Source organism: Bradyrhizobium macuxiense, assembly GCF_007993935.1.
Lineage (GTDB): Bacteria > Pseudomonadota > Alphaproteobacteria > Rhizobiales > Xanthobacteraceae > Bradyrhizobium > Bradyrhizobium macuxiense_A.
Map to the genome: position 1 here is coordinate 315,346 of NZ_VITY01000005.1, position 24,683 is coordinate 340,028.

Below are 24,683 nucleotides of genomic sequence, written 5' to 3' on the forward strand. Positions count from 1 at the left end.
GAGAACATTCATGCCCCGCGATAGCGACAAACACAACGATTCCCGCGGCCGGCGTGATCGGCCGGGCGGTGGCCGAGACCGCGCCAGCGGCGGCAAAGGCCGCTCCGGCGCCGCGCGTGCACCGGACAAGAAATTCGCCAAGCGCGGCTTTGCCGGCAAGGACTTCGCCGGTAAGGGCGATGGCGACAAGCGGCCTTATCGCGGCGACCGCGAAGACCGTCCGCCGCGCCGCGATTTCGGCGACAAGCCCAGATTCAGCCGTGACGATCGTCCCCGTGGCGACCGGCCGTTCCGCGATCGGCCGGCGCGCGATGGCGAGGGCGGCAAGCGTCCGTTCAAGCCGCGCGGCGAGCGCCGCGATTTTGACGCAGGCGATCGTCCGCAGCGTGGTCCGCGGTCGGAAGGCCGGTCATCCGATCGCAAGTTCGGTGAAAAGCGGTCCTTTGGCGATCGCGAGAAGCGTCCCTATACGCCGCGCGGCGAGCGTGACGGCGAGAAGCGTTCCTTTGCGCCGCGCGGTGAGCGCGCCGAGCGCAAGTTCGACGACCGGAAGTTTTCGCGCGGCGATCGCGACAAGGGTTCGTTCCGCGACAAGGGCGAGGGCCGTCCGTTCCGCCGCCGCGAGGATGGCGATGCACCGCGCCGCGATTTCGGCGATCGGCCGCGCTTCAAGCGCGACCGCGACTTCGAGGGCCGCGACCGCAGTGACGAGAAGCCCTGGCAGAAGCGCGACCGCAAACCGCGCGACGATCGTGGCGGTGACGAGCGTCCGCGCTTTTCGCGATCGCGCGACGATCGCGGTGGCGATGAGCGTCCGCGGTTCTCCAGGTCCCGCGACGATCGTGAACAGGGCGATCGTCCGAAGTTCAGCCGGCCGCGCTGGAAACAGGATGAAGACGGCGGTGATCGCCGTGACAGCCGCCGCCGCGAGCGACCGGAAGGCCGCACCGACTGGCAGGAGCATCCGCGCAGCGAGGGTCGCTTCTCCGACCGGCCGCGCCGCGACAACGAGGATGACAGCAGGATCTTCACGAAGCGCCCGGCGTTCGGCGGCCGCGGTGCCTATCGCGAGCGCACCTCAGACGATCGCCGCGAGCGTCCCGAGCCGAAGCCGAAGAAATCAGGCGAGCGCATCGCCAAGGTATTGGCGCGCGCCGGCCTCGCCTCGCGCCGCGATGCCGAGGAGATCGTCACGCAGGGGCGCGTCACGGTCAACGGACGTGTGATCAACTCGCCGGCGCTCGACATCACCGACAACGATGTCGTGGCGGTCGACGGCAAGCCGTTGCCGCCGCGCGAGCGGACGCGGCTGTTCATGTATCACAAGCCGCGCGGGCTGATGACGACGCATGCCGATCCCGACGGACGGCCGACCGTGTTCGACAATCTGCCCGAGGGCCTGCCGCGCCTGATCTCGATCGGCCGGCTCGACTTCAACACCGAGGGCCTGCTGCTGCTGACGAATGACGGCGGGCTGGCGCGGACGCTGGAGCATCCCGACACCGGTTGGCTGCGCCGCTATCGCGTGCGCGCGCATGGCGAGGTGACGCAGGCGCAGCTCGATCAGCTCAAGGACGGCGTCGAGGTCGATGGTGTCAAATACGGACCGATCGATGCGACGCTGGAGCGCGACCAGAGCTCTAACGTCTGGGTGGTGTTCGCGATCCGCGAGGGCAAGAACCGCGAGGTGCGCAACGTGATGGCGCATCTCGGGCTCGAGGTGAACCGACTGATCCGGATCTCCTACGGGCCGTTCCAGCTCGCCGAGCTCGAGGAGGGCAAGGTCGAGGAGGTCAAGACGCGGGTGCTGCGCGAGCAGCTCGGCGAGAAGATCGCCAAGATCGCCGGTGCCGACTTCACGCGGCCGGAGCAGCGTGACGCTGGCGACGATGCCCCCGCGAAGAAGCCGAAGGCCAAGCGCGAAACCATCAACGACCGCAAGGGTCGCCGCGTGCTGGTGCAGCGTACCGGCAGCGAGGAAGCCCGTGCCCGCAACGAGGACGAGGCCAACGGCTACGGCCCGCCGCGCCGTCCCAAGCGCGGCTATCACGGCAAGCGCGATTTCAAGCCGCAGGACGAGTAAACGTCGATGCGGGTCGTCGGGGGCAGGCTGAAGGGCCGCAATCTCGCGTCGCCCTCGGGCCGCGAGATCCGGCCGACCGCGGATCGCTTGCGCGAGTCCGTGTTCAACATCCTGGTCCACGCCTACGATAATCCGATCGAGGACGCCCGCGTGCTCGATCTGTTTGCCGGCACCGGCGCGCTCGGCATCGAAGCGGCCTCGCGCGGCGCAAAGTTCACGCTGTTCGTCGACAACGGCGCCGAGGCGCGGGCGCTGCTGCGCAACAATGTCGAGTCGCTCGGCCTCGGCGGGACCACCAAGGTCTATCGCCGCGATGCCACCGACCTCGGGCCGGCGCATCCGGTCGAGCCGTTCTCGCTGGTGTTTCTCGATCCGCCCTACGGCAAGGGCCTCGCCGACAAGGCGCTGGCCTCATTGCGTGACGGCGGCTGGCTGACGCCGGGCGCGCTGCTGGTGGTGGAGGAGGCCAAGGCCGCGGCGTTCGCGGCGCCCGACGGCTTTGAGGAGCTCGAGCGGCGGGCCTATGACGACACGGAATTCGTCTTCCTTCGCGAAAAAGTGTAGGGCGCACCGGCCTCCCTCGACCTTATGCTGCGCCACGGTGGAGATTGTCATCGGGCTCGGACCGGTTGGACTATTCCACCTTACGACGGACCAATCACGGCTTTCGGAGCGTGAACCATGGCCGATACTCTCGCCGGGCTCGCAGTTCAGCTGGAGACGCGCGTCAAGGCGTTGCGCGGCGCGGGCGATGACACCGCGCTGCTTGCGGCGGCGCGTGACGCCGCCGACCAGATCGGGCGCCGTCGCGGCGCGCTCGATGCCGACGCGCACGAAGCGCTCGGGATGATTCAGCGGATGACATTCAACGCCGCGGCCGATTGCTGGCCGGGCTGGGGTGTTTCGGACAAGCCGATCGATCCGGCTCACCTGCTGGCGGCGCGCGACCTTGCCGAGCACTCGCTGGATCTTGTGCAGGAGCTGGAGCTTGGACCGGCGCGGCTCGGAACGGGCGCCTGGCTGGTCGGCGCCTTCGACCTGGCGCTTGGCCGCTATGACGAGGCGATCGACATCTTTCGCGGCGCGCGTCAGAACTATGCCGCCGCGCGCGCACCCGGCCTGGTGCTGCTGACGGACGGCTATGTCGCGATCGCACGGCAATTGGCCGGGGACCGGACTTCATCCGACGATCAAGGTCTCGTTCAAGTCTGCGAGCGGATCGCGGCAGGCGGGTTCGAGCACGGCGACGAATGGATCGCGCAGCTGCGCACGGCGTTGGAGGTCTTCACGCGGTAAGAACTTGTAGGATGGGTGGAGCGCAGCGATACCCATCGTCGTGCCGCGCGGACGGAAATTGATGGGTATCGCTGCGCTCCACCCATCCTACGGCCGACCTGTCGTCCCTGCGAAAGCAGGGACCCATAACCACAGATGCGCAGCGTGGAAGCGAGCTGCGGCCCCAGCTTCTCTCAAACCAGACATTGGTGGCTATGGGTCCCAGGTCGCGCGTAGCCTGTCATCGAGCGGCGCTTCGCGCCGACCCGTTGGCTTGCCCGGGACGACGGGGACCGAGACTATCTCCGCCCGAACAGCTTCTCGATATCGCTCAGCTTCAATTCGACATAGGTCGGCCGGCCGTGGTTGCACTGGCCGGAGTTCGGCGTGTCTTCCATCTCGCGCAGCAGCGCGTTCATCTCTTCCGGCTTGAGGCGGCGCCCGGCGCGGACTGAGCCGTGGCAGGCCATGGTGGCGGCGACGTGCATTAGCCGGCGCTCCAGCGGCAGCGCCTCGTCCCACTCCGCCATGTGCTCGGCGAGGTCGCGCAGCAGGCCGGCCGCATTGGCCTTGCCGAGCAGCGAGGGCGTCTCGCGCACGGCGACCGCACCGGGACCGAAGGATTCGATCGCGAGCCCGAACGAGGCCAGCTCCTCGGCCCGGTCGAGCAGTTTCTCGACGGTCGCTTCGTCGAGCTCGACGATCTCGGGGATGAGCAGGATCTGCCGCTGCACGCCGTTCTTGGCCAGCGAGGCCTTCAGCCTCTCATAGACGATGCGCTCATGCGCCGCGTGCTGGTCGACCACGATGAGGCCGTCGCGAGTCTGCGAGACGATGTAGGTTTCGTGGATCTGGGTGCGCGCGGCGCCCAGCGGCCTGTCGAGCAGATCGGGCGCGGGTGCGGCCTCGAAGCGCACATCGGCGGTCGGCGCGCCGACATCGAAGGCGGCCTGTCCGGGCTCGGCGAAGGCGGTCGCCGCCGCGCTCTCGAAGCCGCGCATCGGACCAGCCGGATAGGACGGCGAGCTGCGCCAGTCCCAATTGCCCGGACGCGGTGGCGTGAAGGCCGGGCGGAACGCCTGCAATGTCGCGCCGTCGGCGGTGTTGGCCGCGGTGCGCCGGCCTTCGCGCGCGAGACCGTCCTTGAGCGCGTGCACGATCAGCGCGCGCACCAGGCCGGCATTGCGGAAGCGCACTTCGGTCTTGGCTGGATGCACATTGGCGTCGACCTCCTGCGGATCGCAGGTCACGAACAGCGCCACCACGGGATGGCGGTCGCGCGGCAGATAGTCGGAATAGGCCGCGCGCACCGCGCCGAGGATCAGCTTGTCGCGCACCGGGCGGCCGTTGACGAACAGATATTGCCCGAGCGCATTGGCGCGGGTCAGCGACGGCGCGGCGGCAAAGCCCTCGACCACGACGCCCTCGCGCTCGGATCGGACTTCGATCGCGCTGGCGCGGAAATCCGCGCCGAGGATATCGCCGAGCCGCGTCAGCCGGCCGGCCGCGCCGGGCAGCGCTGCGGCCCAGGTGACCGGCGCGCGCTCTTCGCCGGCCAGCGTGAAGGCAATGTCGGGGCGCGCCATGCCGAGGCGCCGCACCACTTCGCGGATCGCTTCCGCCTCGGTGCGGTCGGTTTTGAGGAATTTCAGCCGCGCCGGCGTCGCGTAGAACAGTTCATTGACCTCGACGCGGGTGCCCTGGCCGAGCGCAGCCGGCATGATCTCCGATTTCTCGCCACCCTCGACCGACAGCGACCAGGCGTGCGGCTCGCTGGCATGACGCGTGGTGATGCCGAGTTTGGCGACCGCGCCGATCGACGGCAGCGCCTCGCCGCGGAACCCGAGCGTGCGGATGCGCAACAGGTCTTCATCATCGAGCTTGGAGGTGGCGTGGCGGTCGACCGCGAGTGCAAGGTCCGACCGCGTCATGCCGCCGCCGTCGTCGGTGATGCCGATCCGGCGCCGCCCGCCGCCATCGGTGAACACGTCGATCCGGCTGGCGCCGGCGTCGATCGCGTTCTCGACCAGTTCCTTGACCACGCTCGCAGGGCGTTCGACCACCTCGCCGGCGGCGATGCGGTTGACGAGCTGTTCGGGAAGCTGGCGGACGGGCATGGATTGCGCGATCGGACACGGATTCGAGGTTGGGCGGCATTCTAGTCGGCCGGCCGGCCAAATGCATGGGCCGGTCCGCGAATGGCTGCCTTTAGCTGGGGATGGAGCCAGCCTATCGCCTTGAAGACACTCACCTTCGCGTGTGCGGCGGCTACGTCCTACGTGGCGATTGTGGGGCCGCAGGCGCAGGTATATCGTTTAGAAAAATTATAAGTTCTTGCCGGAGGAACGCCATGTGCCATCTTTTCGCGCACCAGCCGCAACGCGACTATGAATCGCAGACCCGATCGTTGCGGATCGACGGCCATTGCACCTCGATCCGGCTGGAAATGTCGTTCTGGGATACGCTGGAGGAAATCGCGGCCAAGGAAGGCATGACGCTAGCCAAGTTCCTCACCACCTTGCACAACGAGGTGCTCGACCATCACGGCGAGGTCAACAATTTCGCGTCGCTATTGCGCTGCTCCTGCCTGATCTATCGCGCCAAGGCCAATGCGCCGGCGGTGGTTCCGGACTATCGCCCCACGACAGCGATCATGGACGCCGCGGAATAGAATTTCCGCCCATCCGCGACCCAAAAGAAAAAGCGGCCTTGTCCCGACGGACAAGGCCGCTTCAGTCAGAGGGACCTAGATCTCCTTGCGCTGCATTGCGCCGGCGATGCTGTCGGCCTGGCGGATCGCCAGCGACACGATCGTCAGGGTCGGGTTGCACGCCGCCCCGCTCGTGAACTGGCTGCCGTCGGAGACGAACAGGTTCTTGATGTCGTGGGTCTGGCCGAACTTGTTGACCACGCCGTCGCGCGGCTTCTCGCTCATCCGGTTGGTGCCCATGTTGTGGGTCGAGGGATAGGGCGGCGTCGGATAGGTCACGGTGGCGCCGACCGCCTCATAGACCGCGGCACCCTGCTTGTAGGCGTGATCGCGCATCGCGACGTCGTTCGGGTGATCGTCGAAATGCACGCTCGCGACCGGCATGCCGAACTTGTCCTTGACGTTCGGGTCCAGCGTGATGCGGTTGGTCTCCTGCGGCATGTCCTCGCCGACCAGCCACATGCCGGCCATCCGCGGATAGCCTTCCATGGCGCTGGTGAAGCTGCGGCCCCAGGCGCCGGGATTGAGGAACGCCGCCATGAAGGGCAGGCCGAGCGACAGCGTCTCCATCTCGTAGCCGCCGACGAAGCCGCGCTTCGGGTTGTTGGCGGCCTCGTCGCGGATGATGCCGGCCATCGTGGTGCCGCGATACATGTGCACCGATTTCTCGAAGCTCGCATACACGCTGCCGGTCATGTGCCGCATGTAGTTGCGGCCGACCTGGCCGGATGAGTTGGCAAGGCCATCCGGGAACATGCTGGAGGCGCTGTTGAGCAGCAGCCGCGGGCTCTCGATCGAGTTGCCGGCGACCGCGACCACGCGGGCCTTCTGGCGCTGCATCGCGCCGGTTTGATCGGCATAGACCACGCCGGTGACCTTGCCGGATTGATCATGCTCGATCTTGATCACCATGCTGCCCGGGCGCACCTCGAGATTGCCGGTGGCCTCGCCCTTCGGGATCTCGGTGTAGAGCGTCGACCATTTGGCGCCCGACTTGCAGCCCTGGAAGCAGAAGCCGATCTGCTGGCAGGAGCCGCGGCCGTCGCGCGGCTCGCTGTTGATCGCCATCCGTCCGGTGTGTACCTCCTTGTAGCCGAGCTTCTTGGCGCCGGCCTCCATCACCTTGAAATTGTTGTTGCCGGGCAGTCCGGGAATGCCGTTGGTGCGGGTGACGCCCATCTTGTTCTCGGCCTTGGCGTAATAGGGCTCCATCTCGGCGAGCGTGATCGGCCAGTCCAGCAGATTGGCGCCGGGGATGTTGCCGTAAGCCGACTTGATCTTGAACTCGTGCTCGTCGAAGCGCAGCGAGGCGCCGGCCCAGTGCACGGTGGAGCCGCCGACCGCCTTCACGATCCAGGCCGGAATGCTGGGAAAGTCCTTGTGCACGCGCCAGCTTCCCGATGTGGTGCGAGCGTCGGACCAGGCGAGCTGGCTGAAGCTGTCCCATTCGTCGTTGATGAAATCCTGGTTCTCGATGCGCGGCCCGGCTTCCAGGATCACGACCTTGATGCCCTTCTGCGCCAGTTCATTGCCGAGCGTTCCGCCGCCGGCGCCGGAGCCGACGATCACGACAACGCCGCTGTCATTCAGATCGAATTTTGCCATAGCTTCCTCCTTGGCGTTGTCCGTTCAAACCTTCGGCAACCAATCGATGTCGGCGAAGCCGCGCTTGATGTAGCCGCCATGCTCGGCGGAGGAGCCCTCGTAGCCGAACCGCGGCCAGACCTCCTTGTTGTTGTAGAGCGAGGCGATGAGATCGCCGCGGATCTGCTGGAAGAATGCGCTTGTCTCGATCCGTTGCAGCAGCGCGACGCGATCGTTCTCCCAGGCGACCTGCGCATAGGGCATCTTGTGGCGCTCGTTGGCTTCCTGATCGAGCCGGGCTACGCCGTCATTGATCAGTGATTTGACCGCCGGATCCTTCGCGGCCTTGGCATCCCATGGCTTGACCGCCGTGATGTAGTAGCTGTCGCCGAGGAAATCGTGCGGATAGATGTCGCGCGCGACCTTGAGCAGCGTCTTCATCGTGGCCGGTGTCAGCGTCGAAGCGTCTTCGGCCCAGGCATCGGTGATACCGAGCCCGGTCGATGTCGCGATTGCAACGGCGGGGGCGGTGACGGCTGCGCCTTTGAGAAACACACGCCGGTCATATCTGCTGCGTCGATCGATTTCTCTCATGGGTTTCCTCCGTAATTTATTTTCTGTTTGGATTTGCAGTTGGATCATTTTGTCTGAGCATGATCTTGCCGGAAAACCGGTAGCCACTTTTCCGGATCATGCTCTAGCCAAAGCGCCCGCCGCGCTGGATCACCTCGATCTTGTAGCCGTCGGGATCGGAGACGAAGAAGAAGCGCGCCAGCGTCCGGCCGTCATGCTTGAAGTCGCGCAGCGGACCGGGCGACAGCTTCTCCTGTTCGAAGCGCGCGTGCTCGGCATCAACGTCATCGACGACGACGGCGAGGTGGCCGTAGCCGTCGCCGAGCGCGTAGGGCTCCTTGCGATCGAAATTGACCGTGAGCTCGACCTCGAAGGGCGAGGACGGATGGCGCAGATAGATCAGCGCGAAATCGGGAAAGCGCAAATTGTCCGCGATCTCGAGGCCGAATGCGCGGTGATAGAAGTCGAGCGCCTTGGCCTCGTCGAACACGCGGATCATCGAGTGCACGGGTTTCGCCATTCAGTTCAGCTCCTTCAGATAGGCGATGATCATGGCGCGGGTTTCCGGCTTGGCCTGCCGATAGGCCATCACGCTGCCCGGGATCACCTCTTGCGGGTTGGTCAGCCAGGCATCGAGCCTGGCATCGTCCCAGACGAAATCGGCCTTGGCGAAAGCAGCGGAATATTTGAAGCCGTCAGCCTTGCCGGCATGGCGGCCGACGATCTTGTAGAGCGACGGTCCCTGCCGGACCGGATCCGACGTGTTTGACGTGTGGCAGGTCGCGCATTGCTGCTTGAACAGCGTCGCCCCGTCGGGCGGCTTGGCGGCAGGCAAGGGCATTTGCGCGGCCGCAATTTGCACTGCAAGCATTGCGCTGCAAAATCCCAGCGCCAACGTCCATCCTGCAGCCCACCTTGCGCGCAGCTTTGTCATATACATCACCGCCCTCTGTGCCGTGACTGTAGGAGGCTGAAATCCGCCGTTGGTAGTAGCGGGCTGTTTCACGGCAGAACAAAGAAGGGCGGTGGTTTGGCGCGGAACCGGTCGCTGCCGCATATGCGGACGACAAATCCGCAAAATGACCGCGAAATCCCTGCACGATCACCACACGACGCAGCTTGCATTGCGTGTGCGCCGTTTGCGGAAATTCAGTCTCGCGCGATGGGGTTTAGGGTCGGCGCTGCAAACGGCGCACGACCTGCGCCGCTCCGTCCATCGTCAATCAAAGTCCAGGAGAAATGGATGACGTTTGCAAAAACCAGCGTGCTCGCCCTTGCCATCACGGCCGCGATGGCCGGCCCCGTCCTGGCACAGGGAGCGGCGACACCCAATACCCAGCTTCGCGGCGGCGCAGCGGGCGCAGGAACGATGCAGCAGGGCGGCGGCATGTCCGGCAGTGGCGATGAGGAAATGGCGGCGCAGCCGACGTCACCGAGCCAGAAGAGCGGCACCAGCGCCAAGTCGGGCAGCAAGGGAACGGTCGGCAGCAGCAGCGGCCACGCGACGACGCCGAAGCCCGGCGGTTCCGAGATGGCGCCGGGAACCAAGAAGTACTAAGGCGCGATGACGCGATGAGATGTGCTGAAGCGCTATCGCGCTTCGGCTTCTTGTTTGAACATGATCTCCGCGTAAACGCGTTCTGCGTTTGCCTGATCTCGTCCCGCGATGATCGGATCCCGGATGCAGCGCATGCGCTGCGTCCGGTGCTCCCTGTTCCTTTGACGCGTTTTCTTCACGCGAACCGATATCCACTTCGCGCGAAAACGCTCTAGTCGTCGAAACGGCGCGTGCCGCGGCCGGCCTTGATGTCGCTGCGGCGCTTCTTGCCTTCGAGCCGGCGCTGCTTGGAGCCGAGCGTCGGTTTGGTCGGCCGCCGCGGTGTCGGCCGCACCATCGCTTCCTTCAACATCTCAAGCAGCCGCTCGATGGCGTCCGCGCGATTGCGCTCCTGGGTGCGGAAGCGGAACGCCTGGATCACGATCACGCCATCCTTGGTCATGCGGCTGCCGGCGAGCCGCGCCAGCCGCTGCGCGGCGTCCGGCGGCAGCGCGATCTTCGTCGTGTCGAAGCGGAGCTGGGCCGCGGTCGAGACCTTGTTGACATTCTGCCCGCCCGGACCGGAGGCGCGGACAAACACGATCTCAATATCGTTCTCGTCGATCGTAAGGTCGCGGGCCACCCGCAGCATGACATCACCCGGTGCAGGGAAGAATCGGCGGCCGCAGGATAGCGGGTTTGTGTTGCGTGTGCTCGGGCCGGGTTGATGTCGCGTCGGCTACGTCTGGCGCCGGCGTGTGTGGCTCACCCCTCTCCCCAACCCTCCCCCGCAAGGGGGGAGGGAGCCCATCCGCTTGCGCGTCCCTGACGATCGAAAGATCAGCGTTCGACGCGATCTGCGCGATCCAGGTGAGGATACGATGTGAGGTGAGCACGCCTCGCAGGCTCCCTCCCCCCTTGCGGGGGAGGGTGGGGAGAGGGGTAGCCACAACGGTGGTGCGTCTGAAAAGGCGGACGCGCCGACGCGCCTCAGTTCGCCTTCGGCGGCGCCGACACCGGTTGCGCGGCGGCTTGCGGGGCGCGGCCGACGACCACGGTGAGCAGGCCGTTGCCCCACAGCCGCTTGGAGACCCGCTGGACGTCGTCGAGCGTCACCGCATCGACGATGGCGCTGCGCTTCTCGATGTAGTCGATCGGCAGCTTGTCGAGCTGGTACTGCAGCATCGCCTGCGCGAGCTTGGAGGAGGTGTCGAGCGCCAGCATCTGCGAGCCTTTCAGATAGGACTTCGCCTCGTCGAGCTCCTGCTGCGTCGGACCTTGCTCGGCGATGCGGCGGATCTCCGCCTCGATCGCATCGATGGTCTCGCCGGCGCGGTCGGCGCGGGTGCCGGTGTTGCCGATGAACAGCGCGGAGTGATCCATCCAGAGCAGCGCCTCATAGATCGAGTAGGCAAGCCCGCGCTTCTCGCGCACTTCCTTGTAGAGCCGCGACGACAGCCCGCCGCCGCCGAGAATGTGGTTCACCACATAGGCAGCCATGAAATCCGGATCGTGCCTGTTGATGCCGGGACCGCCGAAAGTGACGATGGTCTGCGGCACATCGAGCGGGACAAAGGCGCGCTGCGGCGGCTTGGTCGCCACGACGTCGGGAACCGGCGTCAATTCGGCCTTGGCCGGCAGGTCGCCAAAGGTCTTGTCGAGCAGCTTGCCGAGCGTGTCGGCGTCGACGTCGCCGACAACGGCGATCCGCAGCGTATCCTTGGCGATGATGCGGCGGACATAGTCCTTGAGGTCTGAGATCTCGATGGTGGGCACGCTCTCGAGCGTGCCGGTCGCCGTCCTGCCATAGGGATGATCGCCGAACGCGAGCTCGAGGAACTTGCGGCCGGACAGCGAGGACGGATTGGTCGATTCGCGGCGCAGGTTCGAGATCACCTGGGCGCGGATGCGTTCGACGTCCTTCGGTTCGAACCGCGGCGAGGTCAGCGCCATCCGCAGCAGATCGTAGGCTTCGTCCTTGTTGTCCTTGAGCATGCGCAGCGAGCCGCGGAATTGGTCGCGGTTGGACTGGAAGCTGAGCTCGATGGCGCGGCGCTCGAGCCGTTCGTGATAGGTCTTGGAATCGAGATCGCCGGAGCCCTCGTCGAGCAGGTCGGCGACCAGATTGCCGACGCCGGGCTTGCCGGGCGGATCCTGGCTGGCGCCGCCGCCGAAGGAATATTCCATCGCGATCAGCGGCACGGTCGCGTCCTGCACGAACCACGCCTCGATGCCGCCGGGCGATACCAGCCGCTGGATCTTGGCCGCGGCCTGCGAGGGCACTGACGTCAGCGCCAGCATCGCGGCGCATGCGCCGCCGATCAGCGCCGCGCGGCGGGTGAGGGAATAGGTCACGAGCGCTTCTCCTCGCGTTTCGGCGCAGTATCCTTGATCAGATAGCCGGTCACCGACCGCTTCTTGTCGAGCCAGGTGGCGGCTGCGGCGCGCACCTGCTCGGCGGTGACGGCGCGAATGCGTTCCGGCCAGCTTCTTATGTCGTCGATGCTCAAGCCCGTGGTCAGCGCGCCGCCATACCAGCGCGCCAGCGTCGCCTGGTTGTCCTGGGCGTAGATCGCTTCCGCAATGAGCTGGGTCTTGACCCGTTCGAGATCCTCGGCGCGCGCGGGGTTCTGCGCGAGATCGGCGATCACCTTGTCGATCGCGTCCTCGATCTGGGCGAACTCGACGCCCGGCTTCGGCGTCACCGCGATCGAGAATTGCGACGGATCGAGCGCGGTGCCCTGATAGCCGGCGCCGGTCGAGATCGCGAGGCCCTTGTCGATCACCAGCGAGCGATAGAGGTAGGAGTTGGCGCCGCCGCCCATCAATTGCGCCAGCACGTCGAGCGCCTGGCTCTCGCCCGCCGCCCCTGTCGTCGCCGAGGGCACCAGATAGTAACGGCGCAGGTTCGGCTGCTCGACGCGCGGATCCGACAGCGTCACGGTGCGCGGCGCGGCCGGTGTCGGCTCCTGCGGCCGCACGCGCTTCTCGGCGATTGCCTTCTGCGCCGGGATCGGGCCGAAATTCTTCTCGACCAGCGGGCGGATATCCTTGACGTCGACATCGCCTGCGATGACCAGGATCGCGTTGTTCGGCGCATAGAAGCGGCGGTAGAAGGCGAGCGCATCCTCCCGGTCGAGCTTCTCGATCTCCTGGTGCCAGCCGATCACCGGCCGGCCGTAGGGATGGTTGAGATAGAGCGCGGCCATGATCTGCTCGGTGAGCCGGGCATCCGGGTTGTTGGCAACCCGCATGTTGAATTCCTCGAGCACGACGTCGCGCTCGGGCAGCACATTTTCGTCCTTCAGGATCAGGCCGGTCATGCGGTCGGCCTCGAATTCCATCATGGTGGGCAGCTGCTCGCGCGGCACGCGCTGGAAGTAGCCGGTGTAGTCGTTGGAGGTGAAGGCGTTCTCGTTGCCGCCGACGCGCAGCACGGTCTGCGAGAACTCGCCGGCCGGGTGCTTGGCGGTGCCCTTGAACATCAGATGCTCGAGGAAATGCGCAAGGCCCGATTTGCCGGGCGTCTCGTCAGCGGAGCCGACCTTGTACCAGATCATCTGCGTCACGACCGGCGTGCGGTGATCGGGGATCACCACGACCTGCAGGCCGTTGTCGAGCGTGAAGCTCGCGGGGCGTTCCGAGGTGACGGTGGTCTGGGCGCGGAGGCTGGTGCCCGACAGCGGGATGGTTGAAACAAAGGCGGCAGCGAACAGGGCAATCGATCGGCGTGAGGGCATCATGGTCCTTATGAAAGCCCGGACACACAGCCGGGGCGCGAAAGCAAGCCATCGTACACGGTCGTCTCCGTGCCCGTCGTCACGAAGCGGAGAGACCGACGTCCACCCGCATTAAGCTTTGCTCATGTCAGCCTTCGCCCAACCGGCCAAGCGTCACTGCAGCGGTTTTCCGGTCATGACGTCGTATTGGCCTTCCAGCCCCTTCGGCTTCATCGGGCCTGTGCCATAGGCATAGCCTGAAGACGGCGTCTGGTAGCCCGGAGGGGGCTCGGTCAGGGAGTCGCGCGTCGGCTCACCCGTGAACGGCTTGGACTCGCTGCTGTTGCCCTTGAAGATGCCGAGCAGACCGCCGTTGTAGCCGAGCTGGCTCGGCATCAGCGACGGATTGGTGCTCACGCCGGGCTCCATTGGCTCTTTCCTGCCGTCGGTGGCGGTCTGCTGCTTCCGTCCGGCCTCGATCTCGGCCTGGGTCAGGGGCATCGCCTGCTGCCACGGCTCCTTCTTCACTTCCTTCTTGCGCGCCGCGATCGCGGCCTTGCGGGCGGCGATATCAGGGTCCTTCGGCCAGTTCGGCGCGTTGACCTGCGTGGTCGAGGCGGGCGGCGGCAGGTCGAGCTTCGGCGGCACCACCAGCGGCGAGCGCTCGCGGTAGTCGATGCCTTTGCTGGCGGCGCTCTTGGCGCCGAGGCCGGTCATCAGATTGTCGATGATCCGCTCTTCGAAGGTCAGGCCGTCATCGCCGTCATCTTCGTCGTCGCCGGCACGCACCGGGCCAGCGGTCATGACGAGGCCAATCCCGGCCGCAACGAAAGCCAGACGCAGGCCGCGCATCAGCGGCAGCCGGGACGTCTCGATCAGGTAACCGCGGGCTTTGGTGTTGCGCATCGCGCTTTCCCCATTTCAAAATTCGCCAAAGCGATCACTGGCTTAGCGCACAGTTCCGCTGGGTGCAGGTCGGCCGCCGACCGGCTCGTATCGGCCGGGATCAGGGCGCTTTTACGGCGGGGGTCCCCATGACGGAATCATACAATAGGGCCGCCACGCCAGCAACGATCGCCACGTCGGCGAGGTTGAAGATGTACCAATTATAGGCTTTTCCGGCGATCTCGACGTGAAACAAGGCAAAATCGACCACGGCGCCGTAGGCGAAGCGGTCGATGCCGTTCCCGATCGCGCCGCCGATGATCAGGCCGAGCGACACCGTCGCAAGCCAGGTCCGCGACCGCGCCATCCAGATCGCCAGCGCGATCACGGCGGCGGCCTTGATCACCATCAGCAGGATCTGGGCGGCCGGGGTCTCGCTCTGGAACCAGCCGAAACTGATGCCGGGATTCCAGGCCAGCACCAGGTCGAAGAACGGCGTCACCGTCACCGGGGCGTGGCGTGCGATGTCGAGGACATGGAGCAGCCAGAGCTTGGAGGCCTGGTCGGCGATCAGGGTGATGACCGCCGCCAGCACACCGGCGCGAACGGGAGGGGTCATCGGCTTCCCGTCAAAGGTGTCGTCCCGGCGAAGGCCGGGACCCATACGCCGTGTCGGGTATTGTTTGAATGACTCGGGGTCATCAACTTCAGTCCATTCTAGACAGCGGTGGTTATGGGTCCCTGCTCCCGTGCGCAATTGCGCACTAGGCAGGGACGACGGCTAGGTCGTAACCCCCAGCGCCTTCCACTCGCGCAGCGCCTGCGCGTCGCGCGGCGAGACGTCGGGATACTCAGGGTCCTCGCCGACCGTGGGCAGGATTTTCCATGAGCGCGCGCATTTGGTGCCGACCGCCTTCTCGACCACCACGGCAACGCCGGGCACCGCATCGAGGCGGAAGGCGTTCGCCGGCGCCTCGCCTTCGCGCACCTCGTAGTTCGAGGTGATGCAGACTTCGGCGAGATCGATATCGAACAGCGCGGCCAGCATCGTGCGGTCGGCGATGTAGATCACCGGCGATGCCTCGAGCGAGGAGCCGATCCGCTTGGCGGCGCGCTCGAGCTCCAGCGCACCGGTGACGACGCGGCGGACGTCGCGGATCGTCTCCCACTTCGCGGCGAGGGCATCGTTGCTGAACTGCTCGAGACCTTCGGGGAACAGCGTGAGGTGCACCGAAGGCTCGGCGTTCGGCCGGTACATCCGCCAGGCTTCGTCTGTGGTGAAGCTCAGGATCGGCGCCAGCCATTTCAGGATCGCGTCGCACAGCAGGTCGATCGTGGTCAGCGCTGCCTTGCGCGCCACCGAGGACGGTGGGTCGCAATACAGCGTGTCCTTGCGGATATCGAAGTAGAACGCCGACAACTCGGAGTTCATGAAGGCGGCGAGAGTTGCGACCACGGTCTTGTAGTCGAAGGCGGCATAGGCCTTGCGGATGGTCTCGGTGTGGCCGGCCAGTTCGTGCAGCATCAGCCGCTCGAGCTCGGGCATCTCGGCGAACGCGACCTTCTCAGCTTGCTTGAAGTGATGCAGCGTGCCGAGCATCCAGCGGATCGAGTTGCGCAGCTTGCGATAGGTCTCGATGGTGTTCTTCAGGATCTCCGGACCGATGCGCTGGTCGTCGGCATAGTCGGTGGCGCAGACCCACAGGCGCAGGATATCCGCGCCGGAATCCTTGATCACCTTTTGCGGCTCGACCGTGTTGCCGAGCGACTTCGACATCTTGCGGCCGTTCTCGTCGAGCGTGAAGCCGTGGGTCAGCACGATGTCGTAGGGCGCGCGCCCGCGCGTGCCGGCGCTTTCCAGCAGTGACGAATGGAACCAGCCGCGATGCTGGTCAGAGCCTTCGAGATACATCACGGTGTCGTTGCCGCCGTCGACCTTGCGGACGATGTTGCCGAGCTGCGGGAAGTTCTGGCGGTCCTCCAGCACGAACGCGTGCGTGGAGCCGGAATCGAACCAGACGTCGCAGATGTCGTCGACCTTCTTCCAGTTTTCGGACGCGCGGCTCCCGAGGAAGCGCTCGCGGGCGCCGTCCATGTACCAGGCGTCGGCGCCTTCCTCCATGAACGCCTCGGTGATGCGCTGGTTGACCACCTCGTCCTGCAGGATCTCGGCCGAGCCGTCAGCGTTCTCGCGCACGAACACGGCGATCGGCACGCCCCAGGCGCGCTGCCGCGAGATCACCCAGTCCGGACGGTTGGCGATCATGCCGTTGATGCGGTTCTCGCCGGCCGGCGGCACCCATTGGGTGACCGAGATGGCGTGCAGCGCGCGGGCGCGCAGCGTGTCGCCCTTCCTGGCGTGGCCGTTCTCCGCGATGTCCTTGTCCATCGCGATGAACCATTGCGGGGTGTTGCGGAAGATCACCGGCTTCTTGGAGCGCCAGGAATGCGGATATTGGTGCTTGAGGCGGCCGCGCGCGAGCAGCTTGCCGGCCTCGATCAGCGCCTTGATCACCGCCTCGTTGGCGTCGCCCTTCTCGCCCTTGTCGTTGAGCACGCGTTTTCCCGTGAAGCCCGGCGCCTGCGCGGTGTACGCGCCGTTCTCGTCGACGGTGTAGGGGATCGCGGTCGGGATGCCGCGCGCATCGAGCTCGCGGGTGTTGGCCGTCCAGACGTCGAAGTCCTCGCGGCCGTGGCTCGGCGCGGTGTGCACGAAGCCGGTGCCGGTGTCGTCGGTGACGTGCTCTCCGGCGAGCAGCGGCACGATGAATTCGTAGCCGCCGCCGAAGCTCTTCAACGGATGCGCGCATTCCACGGCGTCGAGCGTGTCGCCGGGAATATCGCGGACCTTCTCATAGGACGTGACGCGGGCCTGCTTGAACACTTCGGCGGCGAGCGCATCGGCCAGGATCAGGAGGTCGCCGGTCTTCGCCCAATTGTCAGCGGGCGCATCCGTCACCTTGTAGAGGCCGTAGCCGATCTTCGGCGAGAACGAGATCGCGCGGTTGCCGGGCAGCGTCCATGGCGTGGTGGTCCAGATCACGACCGAGGCATTGGCGAGCGCGCCATGCGCCGGCGAGGTGACCGGGAATTTCACCCACACCATGTCGGAGGTGTAGTCCTCGTATTCGACCTCGGCTTCGGCCAGCGCGGTCTTCTCGACCACGCTCCACATCACCGGCTTGGAGCCGCGATACAGCGTGCCGTTGGCGGCGAACTTCACCAGCTCGCGGGCGATCTGCGCCTCGGCCGGATAGCTCATCGTCTGGTAGGGATGATCCCAGTCGCCGATGATGCCGAGCCGCTTGAACTCCTCGCGCTGCACGTTGATCCAGTGCGTCGCATAGGCGCGGCATTCCCGGCGGAACGCGACCATCGCGGCGGAGTCGCGGAAGTCCGGCTTCTGCTTGCCCTTGGAGCGGTAGTTCTCCTCCTCGATCTTCCATTCGATCGGCAGGCCGTGGCAGTCCCAGCCCGGCACATAGTTGGAGTCGAAGCCGAGCATCTGCTGGCTCTTGGTCACGACGTCCTTGAGGATCTTGTTCAGCGCATGCCCGATATGGATGTTGCCGTTGGCGTAGGGCGGGCCGTCATGCAGCACGAATTTGGCGCGGCCCTCGGCTTCCCGGCGGAGCCTGTCGTAGAGGCCGATCTCGTTCCAGTATTTCAGGATTTCCGGCTCGCGCTGGGGCAGGCCGGCGCGCATCGGGAATTCCGTCTGCGGCAGGTAAAGGGTCTTGGAATAGTCGTTAGCGTCGGTCTTTTGCGGCTTGTCGGACATGAAAGCTCTGATTTGGCAGGTGCGGGCGCGGAAACGCGATCAATCGCGGGTGAAAACGGCGAAAGTCCCGGTCTTGCGCCGAGCCTTGAGGCTCAGGCGGAAGCCGGGCCGCTAATCCGTATGATGCGCCGCGAAAACATGGGGTTTCCATAGCAGCCACGCGGGCAAATCGCAAAGCCCCCAGTGGCCGGCGGACCGTTTCGCTCACCGTCACCCGGAGGCTCGCAAGAGCATCAGGGTGACGGGTCAAGAACCGTATGCCTTTAGGCAGGCCGCCGCCGGGCCGGATTTCCGGCCACGATGGTACCGGCCGCGACGTCCCGCGTCACCACGCTGCCGGCCCCGACCAGGGCGCCGTCGCCGATCGTGACGCCGGGCAGGATGATGGCGCCCCCGCCGATCCAGACGTCGCTGCCGATCCGGATCGGGCGGCCGAATTCCAGTCCGGCGCGCCGGGTTTCGGCGTCGCGCGGGTGGTCGGCGGTATAGATCTGCACGGCGGGCCCGATCTGGGTGCGGTCGCCGATCACGACCTTGACCACGTCGAGGATGACGCAGTTGAAGTTGAGGAACACGCCGTCGCCAAGGCTGATATTGCTGCCGTAGTCGCAGAAGAACGGCGGGCGGATCACGGCGCCCTTGCCGACCTTTCGGAAGCGCTCGGCAAGCAGTGCGTGCAATTCGCCCGCGGAGGACGCGCCCGAGGCGTTGTAGCGCGCCATCCAATGTTCCGCCGCGGTATGGTCGGCGGCAAGCTCCGCATCCGGGCGATACAGCTCGCCCGCCAGCATTTTCTCTTTTTCTGTCTTCAACCAATCGCTCCGAGCTGCGGGAACGCGTCCGGCGCGGCGGCGAGTTGCGCGCGCGCCTTGGCGCTGTCGTCATCCATCTGGCGTATCAACGCCTCGATGGTGTCGAATTTCAGCTCTTCACGAATGAAACCGATGAATGCGACATCGAGGACCGTGTCGTACAGATCGCCCTTGAAGTCGAACAGGAACACTTCGAGCAGCGGCGCGCCGTTGTCGAAGGTCGGCCGGCGCCCGAAGCTTGCGACACCGTCGAACCGCTGCGTGCCCTTGCCGACCCGCACCGCATAAATGCCGTGCTTCAGGCCGCAATGCTTGTCGAGGCGGATATTGGCGGTGGGGAAGCCGAGGTCACGGCCGCGCTTCTCGCCATGGATCACCTTGCCGGTGACGAACCACGGTCCGCCCAGCATCGTGGTGGCATCGGTGACCTCGCCCTCGGCAAGCGCCATGCGGATCGCGCTGGAGGACACCGGCCGCTCCTCGATGTCGACATGGGCCTGCACATCGACCTCGATGCCGAGCCGCGGCGCTTCGCTGACGAGCAGGCTCGGCGAGCCGACCCGGCCCTTGCCGAAATGGAAGTCGTAGCCGACCGCGATGCCGCTGATGCCGAGCCGGCGGATCAGGTCATGGTGAATGAAATCCTGCGCCGTGGTCCCGGCGCGCGCCTTGTCGAAGGTCATGACGACGGCGCCGGCGAGGCCGGTCGCCGCGAGCAGCCGCAGCTTGTTGGTCTCGTCCGTGAGGCGGAATTGCGGGGTGTTCGGGCTGAAGAATTTGCGTGGATGCGGCTCGAAGGTCACGGCGAGCGCGGGCACGCCGCGCGCTCTGCCCATCGCCAGCGCCGCACCGATCACAGCGCGGTGACCGAGATGGACGCCATCGAAATTTCCCATCGCGACCACGGCGCCCTTCGGGATGGCGCTTTCGGGGGTGTTGTCGCGGATAACGGTAAAGCCGGTGCTCATGTCAGATATTCTTCAAGGATTCTTAAGCATGATTGTTGCGGGCCGGACCGTGACGCGGCGGCGGCGTGGAAGTCAAGCTTAGCGAAAATCGCGTCAAATCCGTAACAATCCGGATTCAGCCGGTTAACGCGCTGTTTAACGCCAGCTGTTACTCGTTGCCCGAAACCTGCGTTCGTGCAGAAGCCAAGTTGCGTCAGGCGTTTTGGGGGAAAAGATGGCGGTTGATTTGTCCATGCCGGTTCTGGTGGTTGATGATTACAGCACCATGATCCGCATCATCCGGAATCTTCTCAAGCAGCTTGGATTCGAAAATATCGACGATGCTTCCGACGGCTCCGCGGCGCTCAACAAGATGCGCGGCAAGAAGTATGGCCTGGTGATTTCCGACTGGAACATGGAGCCGATGACCGGATACGACCTGCTCAAGGAAGTCCGCGCCGATCCCAATCTGGCGACCACGCCCTTCATCATGATCACGGCGGAATCCAAGACCGAGAACGTGATCGCGGCCAAGAAGGCCGGCGTGAACAATTACATCGTCAAGCCGTTCAACGCGGCGACGCTGAAGACCAAGATCGAGGCGGTCTTCCCGGACATGGCGACCGCGTAAGACGCTCGTCCATCGCATCAACTGAAATTCACGTCATGCCCGGGCAGAAGCGCGAAGCGCGTCTTCGCGCTAGATGGCCCGGGCATTTCCGTCTTTGGGGTTGACGGCAAGACGAGCGGACGCGTCCGCAATTTCGGAATATTAGAAGTATGCCCCTGAGTTGCCCGACGTGTCAAGGCGACCGGTCGAACATCCGGCGCCGTGGGCCACTTTGCATGGGGTTGTTTTCGATATTTTGGCAGCGCGCCCCTGCGGGAGTGGCCGCTACCACTTCAGCTCGCGCATCAGCGCGCGGGGCGGGTGGCCGAACAATTCCTTGATCGAGGCCGCATCGAGCTGCTCGATGCCCTCGAACTGTTCGGAATGGATGCCGCGAGTGACGAACAGGAGATCGATGCCGAAGCCAAGGGCGCCGGCGAGATCGGTGCGCACGGAATCGCCGATCGCGAGCACGCGGCTGCGTTCGGTCGGATGTCCGCGGTGCTCGGCGGCCAGCGCCATGGCGCGCTCGTAGATCGGCCGGTGCGGCTTGCCGTAGAAGATCACCTCGCCGCCGAGCTCGCGATAGAGTTCGGCGACCGCGCCGGCGCAATAGATCAGCCGGTCGCCGCGCTCGACCACGATATCCGGGTTGGCGCAGACCAGCGTGAGCTTGCGCTCGAGCGCTTTCAGCAGCGTGTCGCGATAGTCCTCGGCGGATTCGGTCTCGTCGTCGAACAGGCCGGTGCAGATGATGTAGTCCGCCTGCTCCAGCGGCACCATGGTGGCGTCGAGGCCGCGATGGATCGAGCTGTCGCGCTCCGGGCCGATCCAGAAGATCTTCTGGCCGGGATGGGCGGCCACGAAGTGCCGCGTCAGGTCGCCGGAGGAGACGATCGCGTCATAGGTCTCGTCCGCAACGCCGAGCTTGCGCAGCTGGCGCTGCACGGAATCGGCTGGCCGCGGCGCGTTGGTGATCAGGATGACCGTGCCGCCCTGCTTGCGGAAATTGTGCAGGGCCTCACAGGCCTCGGGAAAGGACTCGAGCCCGTTATGCACGACGCCCCAGATGTCCGACAACACGACGTCGACATCGCCGACAAGGTCGCGCAATTGCTCCACGAAGCGCAATGAGGTCATGATGCAGGCCGTTGGCTAGCTCGGACCGAGCGCGCGGCGCGCCAGCGCGGCGCTGCCGGTTGCGCGCGGCGGCGCTGTTGGGCTGGAGACAGGTGCGGAAGTGCCGGCGCCATTGAAGTCCTGGGGGTTGGCCTGCGGAGCTTCGGCGGTAGCAGATGCCCCTTCCGGCCGCAACGGTCGCGGCGGCGCGAACAGGAAGCCCTGGCCGAAGCGGACATCGTAATCGAGCAGGTCGACCACCGAGCGCTCGCCCTCGATCCGTTCGGCGATCAGGTCGATGCCGAAGCGGCCGAGCAGGTCGGACAGATCGGACGGATGGATATCTGACGTCGCGCTCTGCCTGGCGTCGAGCAGCAGCGCCGCCGGCACCTTGATGAAGCGGACACCCCGATCGGCGAGCTCGCGCGGCTCGAGGCGGAGGTCGCTGACATGGTCGATCGAGAACCGGTAGCCGCGTTGCGACAGCGCCGCGAGGTTCTCGCTTTCGACCGGGCCGAGATTGCGGAAGGTCGCCTGCTTGAACTCGAGCACGAAGGACGGCGCCAGCGCGCGGTTGGCCTCGAGAAAGTCGAGGCACTGGGTGAAATGCGCGGGGCTGGCCAGCGTCGCCGCCGAGACGTTGCAGAACACGCCGACATCCTTGCTGCGGATCATCAGGCGGCGCAGCACCTGGACGCAGCGGAGCATCACCATGTGATCGATGCGGCCGATCAGGCCGGCGGCCTCGGCGGCCTCGATGAAGTCGTCGGCGGCAAGCACCTGGTCGCGCTCGTCGCGCAGCCGCGTCACCGCCTCGTAATAGCGCACCTTGCGCTGCGGCAGCGTCACCATCGGCTGCAGGTAGATGTCGAGCCGGTTCTCGTCGATCGCATGCCTGATCGCGGCAACGAGCTGGGCCTGGCTGCGCGAGATCGGCGGCGGAGGCGGCGCAACTGGCGGCGGGGGCGCGAACACGACGGTCGGGGCCGGCGCCACCGGTTGCAGCAGATCGTCGCGCGGCGAGGCGTCGGGCTGCGCCACCGGGGCCGCTGCCAGCAGATCCTCATGATGGGCGACGGATGCCGCAAGCTGCCGCACCAATCCGCCAAGCTCGTTGATCTCGCCGGCCATGCCCTGCATGCGGTCGGCGCCGGTGGAATTGGCCGAAGCGATCCGGCCCTCGACCGCGGCCAGCCGGCGGCCGAATTCGGCGACCTGGCGGGCGAGGTCAGCGGTGCCGCGCGACAGATCCGCGATCTGGCCGCCGACATCGCTGCGGTCGCGCAACCGCATCGAGACCGCATTGTAGAGGATCAGGCAGGTGAGGGCGGTGAGCGCCACGATCGCCGATTCCGATCCGCTGATGCCCGCCACCGAATACAGGACGAAGCCGAGCGAGGCTGCGACCAGCACCATGCAGATGGCGATGAAGATCGTCGAAATGCGAATCATGTCGCGCGCCCGCGCCCTCCGTCCGAACATCCCCGGCGCGCAAGCTTAGCACCATTGTTGATTCGACGGGCCTGCGATCTTTGGAACCGGCTGGAACTGCACACGATTTTCGCTTCGCCCGATCCGGTCCCGCAGTCCAGTTCCGTAATGGTCCGGATCGGCCGCGCCGGGCCGCTCAGAGGTCGGCGGCGGCGATCCAGAATACCTCGCCCTCGGAGTCCTCGGTGTCGAGCCAGAGCAGCGGCAGGTTGGGATAGGCGGCCTCGACATTGTCGCGGCCGCGGCCGATCTCGCAGAGCAGCCCGCCTTGCGGAGTCAGATGTTGCTTGGCCTCGTCGAGCAGGCGGCGGACGATATCGAGCCCGTCAGCGCCGCCGTCGAATGCGATCTTCGGCTCGGCGCGGCACTCGCGCGGCAATGCCGCCATGCCTTCGGCGTCGACATAGGGCGGATTCGAGATGATGAGATCATAGGTGCTGTCGCCGAGCGGCTTGAACAGATCGCCGCGATGGAGCGTCAGGCGGTCCTCGAGACCGTGGTCGGCGACGTTGCGCGCGGCGACCTCGAGCGCATCCTTTGAAATATCGACGGCATCGACGTCGGCGTTGGCGAAATGCCGGGCGGCCAGAATCGCAAGGCAGCCGGAGCCGGTGCAGAGGTCGAGCACGCTTTCGACCTCCGCGGGATCGCCGATCAGCGAAGTGCCGTCCTCGTCGCCGCCGAAATGCGAATCCAGCAATTCGCCGATGAACGAGCGCGGCACGATGGTGCGCTCGTCGACATAGAACGGCAGGCCGCGCATATAGACCTTGTTGACGAGATAGGCGGCCGGCTTGCGCGTTGCGATCCGCCGCTCGATCAGGTCGAGGATCTGCTTGCCCTCGCTGATCGTAACGCGCGCGGTCGCGAAATTCTCGAACTGGTCGGGATGCAAATGCAGCGTCTCAGTGATCAGGAACGCGGCCTCGGCGACCGGATCGGTGGTGCCGTGCGCGAACACCAGCTTTGCCGCGTTGAAGCGGCTCACCGCGTAGCGCAGGTAATCGAACAGGGTGTGAAGCTCGCCCGCGCCGACCTTCGGCGCGGCCGGGCTGCGCTTTGCCGGCACTTTGCTGCGCTTGGCCATCAGGATTTGGTCCAGCGCGCGGCGGCCGCGTCGTCATGGTCGCGCGCCTCGATCCAATTCGTGCCGCGCGCGCTTTCCTCGCGCTTCCAGAACGGTGCGTTGGTCTTGAGATAGTCCATCAGGAACTCGGCTGCCTCGAACGCGGCCCGCCGGTGCGCCGAGGCGGTGACGACCAGCACGATGTTCTCGCCCGGCGCGATCCGGCCGAAGCGGTGGATGATGGTGAGGCCCTGCAACGGCCAGCGCGCCAGCGCCTCGTCGGCGTGGCGCGTGATCTCGGCTTCTGCCATGCCGGGGTAATGTTCGAGCGTCAGCGCGGCGATCGGCTCGCCCTGTTCGCTGCCGCGGCAGATGCCGCTGAAGCTGACCACCGCGCCGACATCGGTGCGGCCCTTGCTCAAGGTCGCGATCTCCTGCGCGACGTCGAAGTCGGCTTCCTGGATCCGGATGGTCGCAGTGACGGTCATAAG

At 65.9% G+C, this 24,683-nt stretch carries 23 protein-coding genes; 6 read left to right on the plus strand and 17 right to left on the minus strand.

Going from position 1 to position 24,683, the window contains the following annotated elements; all coding sequences use genetic code 11:
* The first annotated feature begins 10 nt into the window (after positions 1-10).
* The 3 genes from FBZ93_RS15890 to FBZ93_RS15900 all read left to right on the plus strand — a co-directional run bounded on the left by FBZ93_RS15890 (position 11) and on the right by FBZ93_RS15900 (position 3,379).
* The gene (locus FBZ93_RS15890; RefSeq protein WP_146986852.1) at positions 11-2,083 is read left to right on the plus strand and encodes a pseudouridine synthase; all 2,073 of its coding nucleotides are present in this window, start codon (positions 11-13) and stop codon (positions 2,081-2,083) included.
* A gap of 6 nt (positions 2,084-2,089) precedes the next feature.
* Positions 2,090-2,647, plus strand: a complete 558-nt coding sequence (gene rsmD, locus FBZ93_RS15895; protein ID WP_146986853.1) for a 16S rRNA (guanine(966)-N(2))-methyltransferase RsmD — start codon at positions 2,090-2,092, stop codon at positions 2,645-2,647.
* A gap of 117 nt (positions 2,648-2,764) precedes the next feature.
* Positions 2,765-3,379 (plus strand): hypothetical protein, encoded by a 615-nt coding sequence (locus FBZ93_RS15900; protein ID WP_146986854.1) that lies wholly within the window; start codon positions 2,765-2,767, stop codon positions 3,377-3,379.
* Between the two features lie 278 nt (positions 3,380-3,657).
* Here FBZ93_RS15900 and mutL read toward each other — a convergent pair whose 3' ends face one another.
* A complete protein-coding gene (gene mutL / locus FBZ93_RS15905; RefSeq protein WP_146986855.1) occupies positions 3,658-5,475 on the minus strand; it encodes a DNA mismatch repair endonuclease MutL in 1,818 nt (605 codons plus the stop codon).
* Between the two features lie 233 nt (positions 5,476-5,708).
* Here mutL and FBZ93_RS15910 point away from each other — a divergent pair, with 233 nt between their 5' ends.
* On the plus strand, positions 5,709-6,029 hold the full coding sequence (locus FBZ93_RS15910; protein WP_146986856.1) for a ribbon-helix-helix domain-containing protein: 321 nt from the start codon (positions 5,709-5,711) through the stop codon (positions 6,027-6,029).
* 75 nt (positions 6,030-6,104) lie between these two features.
* Here FBZ93_RS15910 and FBZ93_RS15915 read toward each other — a convergent pair whose 3' ends face one another.
* The 4 genes from FBZ93_RS15915 to FBZ93_RS15930 all read right to left on the minus strand — a co-directional run bounded on the left by FBZ93_RS15915 (position 6,105) and on the right by FBZ93_RS15930 (position 9,066).
* Complete coding sequence (locus FBZ93_RS15915) at positions 6,105-7,673, minus strand: GMC family oxidoreductase (RefSeq protein ID WP_146986857.1); 1,569 nt, start codon at positions 7,671-7,673, stop codon at positions 6,105-6,107.
* Positions 7,674-7,697: 24 nt separating this feature from the next.
* On the minus strand, positions 7,698-8,246 hold the full coding sequence (locus tag FBZ93_RS15920) for a gluconate 2-dehydrogenase subunit 3 family protein (protein WP_146986858.1): 549 nt from the start codon (positions 8,244-8,246) through the stop codon (positions 7,698-7,700).
* A gap of 103 nt (positions 8,247-8,349) precedes the next feature.
* On the minus strand, positions 8,350-8,745 hold the full coding sequence (locus FBZ93_RS15925) for a VOC family protein (protein WP_146986859.1): 396 nt from the start codon (positions 8,743-8,745) through the stop codon (positions 8,350-8,352).
* Positions 8,746-9,066: a c-type cytochrome gene (locus tag FBZ93_RS15930; protein WP_167529072.1), complete on the minus strand. Its 321-nt coding sequence runs from the start codon at positions 9,064-9,066 to the stop codon at positions 8,746-8,748. It lies immediately after the preceding gene.
* Between the two features lie 402 nt (positions 9,067-9,468).
* On the opposite strand from FBZ93_RS15930, the gene FBZ93_RS15935 reads away from it, so the two are divergent.
* On the plus strand, positions 9,469-9,783 hold the full coding sequence (locus FBZ93_RS15935; protein ID WP_146986860.1) for a hypothetical protein: 315 nt from the start codon (positions 9,469-9,471) through the stop codon (positions 9,781-9,783).
* A 211-nt stretch (positions 9,784-9,994) separates the two neighbouring features.
* Here the strand turns inward: FBZ93_RS15935 and arfB are convergent, their stop codons facing one another.
* From arfB to FBZ93_RS15975, 8 genes are all read right to left on the minus strand, one after another.
* Positions 9,995-10,414 carry an alternative ribosome rescue aminoacyl-tRNA hydrolase ArfB gene (gene arfB / locus FBZ93_RS15940; RefSeq protein WP_146986861.1) on the minus strand — a complete coding sequence of 140 codons (420 nt, stop codon included), beginning with the start codon at positions 10,412-10,414 and terminating at the stop codon, positions 9,995-9,997.
* A 338-nt stretch (positions 10,415-10,752) separates the two neighbouring features.
* The gene (locus FBZ93_RS15945; RefSeq protein WP_433995412.1) at positions 10,753-12,117 is read right to left on the minus strand and encodes a M16 family metallopeptidase; all 1,365 of its coding nucleotides are present in this window, start codon (positions 12,115-12,117) and stop codon (positions 10,753-10,755) included.
* Entirely contained in the window at positions 12,114-13,505 is a 1,392-nt protein-coding gene (locus FBZ93_RS15950) for a M16 family metallopeptidase (RefSeq protein ID WP_208764019.1), read from the minus strand. Before FBZ93_RS15950 ends, FBZ93_RS15945 begins: the two co-directional genes overlap by 4 nt.
* Before the next feature lie 150 nt (positions 13,506-13,655).
* Positions 13,656-14,387, minus strand: coding sequence for a hypothetical protein (locus tag FBZ93_RS15955; RefSeq protein ID WP_146986864.1), 732 nt, complete (start codon positions 14,385-14,387; stop codon positions 13,656-13,658).
* Between the two features lie 100 nt (positions 14,388-14,487).
* Complete coding sequence (gene lspA, locus FBZ93_RS15960) at positions 14,488-14,985, minus strand: signal peptidase II (RefSeq protein ID WP_146986865.1); 498 nt, start codon at positions 14,983-14,985, stop codon at positions 14,488-14,490.
* 162 nt (positions 14,986-15,147) lie between these two features.
* On the minus strand, positions 15,148-18,147 hold the full coding sequence (ileS, locus tag FBZ93_RS15965) for an isoleucine--tRNA ligase (RefSeq protein WP_146986866.1): 3,000 nt from the start codon (positions 18,145-18,147) through the stop codon (positions 15,148-15,150).
* Positions 18,148-18,410: 263 nt separating this feature from the next.
* Positions 18,411-18,938, minus strand: coding sequence for a sugar O-acetyltransferase (locus FBZ93_RS15970; protein WP_146987056.1), 528 nt, complete (start codon positions 18,936-18,938; stop codon positions 18,411-18,413).
* Positions 18,939-18,955: 17 nt separating this feature from the next.
* Positions 18,956-19,927 (minus strand): bifunctional riboflavin kinase/FAD synthetase, encoded by a 972-nt coding sequence (locus FBZ93_RS15975; protein WP_146986867.1) that lies wholly within the window; start codon positions 19,925-19,927, stop codon positions 18,956-18,958.
* Positions 19,928-20,141: 214 nt separating this feature from the next.
* Between FBZ93_RS15975 and FBZ93_RS15980 the strand changes: the two genes are divergently transcribed.
* Positions 20,142-20,537, plus strand: a complete 396-nt coding sequence (locus FBZ93_RS15980) for a response regulator (RefSeq protein ID WP_016844467.1) — start codon at positions 20,142-20,144, stop codon at positions 20,535-20,537.
* A 264-nt stretch (positions 20,538-20,801) separates the two neighbouring features.
* Here the strand turns inward: FBZ93_RS15980 and FBZ93_RS15985 are convergent, their stop codons facing one another.
* The 4 genes from FBZ93_RS15985 to FBZ93_RS16000 form a co-directional block, all read right to left on the minus strand.
* Positions 20,802-21,656 (minus strand): TIGR01459 family HAD-type hydrolase, encoded by an 855-nt coding sequence (locus FBZ93_RS15985; protein WP_146986868.1) that lies wholly within the window; start codon positions 21,654-21,656, stop codon positions 20,802-20,804.
* A gap of 15 nt (positions 21,657-21,671) precedes the next feature.
* Entirely contained in the window at positions 21,672-23,087 is a 1,416-nt protein-coding gene (locus FBZ93_RS15990) for an EAL domain-containing protein (RefSeq protein WP_146986869.1), read from the minus strand.
* A gap of 175 nt (positions 23,088-23,262) precedes the next feature.
* Positions 23,263-24,213, minus strand: coding sequence for a 50S ribosomal protein L3 N(5)-glutamine methyltransferase (prmB, locus tag FBZ93_RS15995; protein WP_146986870.1), 951 nt, complete (start codon positions 24,211-24,213; stop codon positions 23,263-23,265).
* Entirely contained in the window at positions 24,213-24,680 is a 468-nt protein-coding gene (locus tag FBZ93_RS16000) for a molybdenum cofactor biosynthesis protein MoaE (protein ID WP_146986871.1), read from the minus strand. Before FBZ93_RS16000 ends, prmB begins: the two co-directional genes overlap by 1 nt.
* Between the last annotated feature and the right edge of the window lie 3 nt (positions 24,681-24,683).

Excerpts from the sequence above, each read along its gene's own strand:
- FBZ93_RS15890 (WP_146986852.1), top strand. The coding sequence starts at position 11 with ATGCCCCGCGATAGCGACAAACACAACGATTCCCGCGGCCGGCGTGAT.
- rsmD (WP_146986853.1), top strand. The coding sequence starts at position 2,090 with ATGCGGGTCGTCGGGGGCAGGCTGAAGGGCCGCAATCTCGCGTCGCCC.
- FBZ93_RS15900 (WP_146986854.1), top strand. The coding sequence starts at position 2,765 with ATGGCCGATACTCTCGCCGGGCTCGCAGTTCAGCTGGAGACGCGCGTC.
- mutL (WP_146986855.1), bottom strand. The coding sequence starts at position 5,475 with ATGCCCGTCCGCCAGCTTCCCGAACAGCTCGTCAACCGCATCGCCGCC.
- FBZ93_RS15910 (WP_146986856.1), top strand. The coding sequence starts at position 5,709 with ATGTGCCATCTTTTCGCGCACCAGCCGCAACGCGACTATGAATCGCAG.
- FBZ93_RS15915 (WP_146986857.1), bottom strand. The coding sequence starts at position 7,673 with ATGGCAAAATTCGATCTGAATGACAGCGGCGTTGTCGTGATCGTCGGC.
- FBZ93_RS15920 (WP_146986858.1), bottom strand. The coding sequence starts at position 8,246 with ATGAGAGAAATCGATCGACGCAGCAGATATGACCGGCGTGTGTTTCTC.
- FBZ93_RS15925 (WP_146986859.1), bottom strand. The coding sequence starts at position 8,745 with ATGGCGAAACCCGTGCACTCGATGATCCGCGTGTTCGACGAGGCCAAG.
- FBZ93_RS15930 (WP_167529072.1), bottom strand. The coding sequence starts at position 9,066 with ATGCCCTTGCCTGCCGCCAAGCCGCCCGACGGGGCGACGCTGTTCAAG.
- FBZ93_RS15935 (WP_146986860.1), top strand. The coding sequence starts at position 9,469 with ATGACGTTTGCAAAAACCAGCGTGCTCGCCCTTGCCATCACGGCCGCG.
- arfB (WP_146986861.1), bottom strand. The coding sequence starts at position 10,414 with ATGCTGCGGGTGGCCCGCGACCTTACGATCGACGAGAACGATATTGAG.
- FBZ93_RS15950 (WP_208764019.1), bottom strand. The coding sequence starts at position 13,505 with ATGATGCCCTCACGCCGATCGATTGCCCTGTTCGCTGCCGCCTTTGTT.
- FBZ93_RS15955 (WP_146986864.1), bottom strand. The coding sequence starts at position 14,387 with ATGCGCAACACCAAAGCCCGCGGTTACCTGATCGAGACGTCCCGGCTG.
- lspA (WP_146986865.1), bottom strand. The coding sequence starts at position 14,985 with ATGACCCCTCCCGTTCGCGCCGGTGTGCTGGCGGCGGTCATCACCCTG.
- ileS (WP_146986866.1), bottom strand. The coding sequence starts at position 18,147 with ATGTCCGACAAGCCGCAAAAGACCGACGCTAACGACTATTCCAAGACC.
- FBZ93_RS15970 (WP_146987056.1), bottom strand. The coding sequence starts at position 18,938 with ATGCTGGCGGGCGAGCTGTATCGCCCGGATGCGGAGCTTGCCGCCGAC.
- FBZ93_RS15975 (WP_146986867.1), bottom strand. The coding sequence starts at position 19,927 with ATGAGCACCGGCTTTACCGTTATCCGCGACAACACCCCCGAAAGCGCC.
- FBZ93_RS15980 (WP_016844467.1), top strand. The coding sequence starts at position 20,142 with ATGGCGGTTGATTTGTCCATGCCGGTTCTGGTGGTTGATGATTACAGC.
- FBZ93_RS15985 (WP_146986868.1), bottom strand. The coding sequence starts at position 21,656 with ATGACCTCATTGCGCTTCGTGGAGCAATTGCGCGACCTTGTCGGCGAT.
- FBZ93_RS15990 (WP_146986869.1), bottom strand. The coding sequence starts at position 23,087 with ATGATTCGCATTTCGACGATCTTCATCGCCATCTGCATGGTGCTGGTC.
- prmB (WP_146986870.1), bottom strand. The coding sequence starts at position 24,213 with ATGGCCAAGCGCAGCAAAGTGCCGGCAAAGCGCAGCCCGGCCGCGCCG.
- FBZ93_RS16000 (WP_146986871.1), bottom strand. The coding sequence starts at position 24,680 with ATGACCGTCACTGCGACCATCCGGATCCAGGAAGCCGACTTCGACGTC.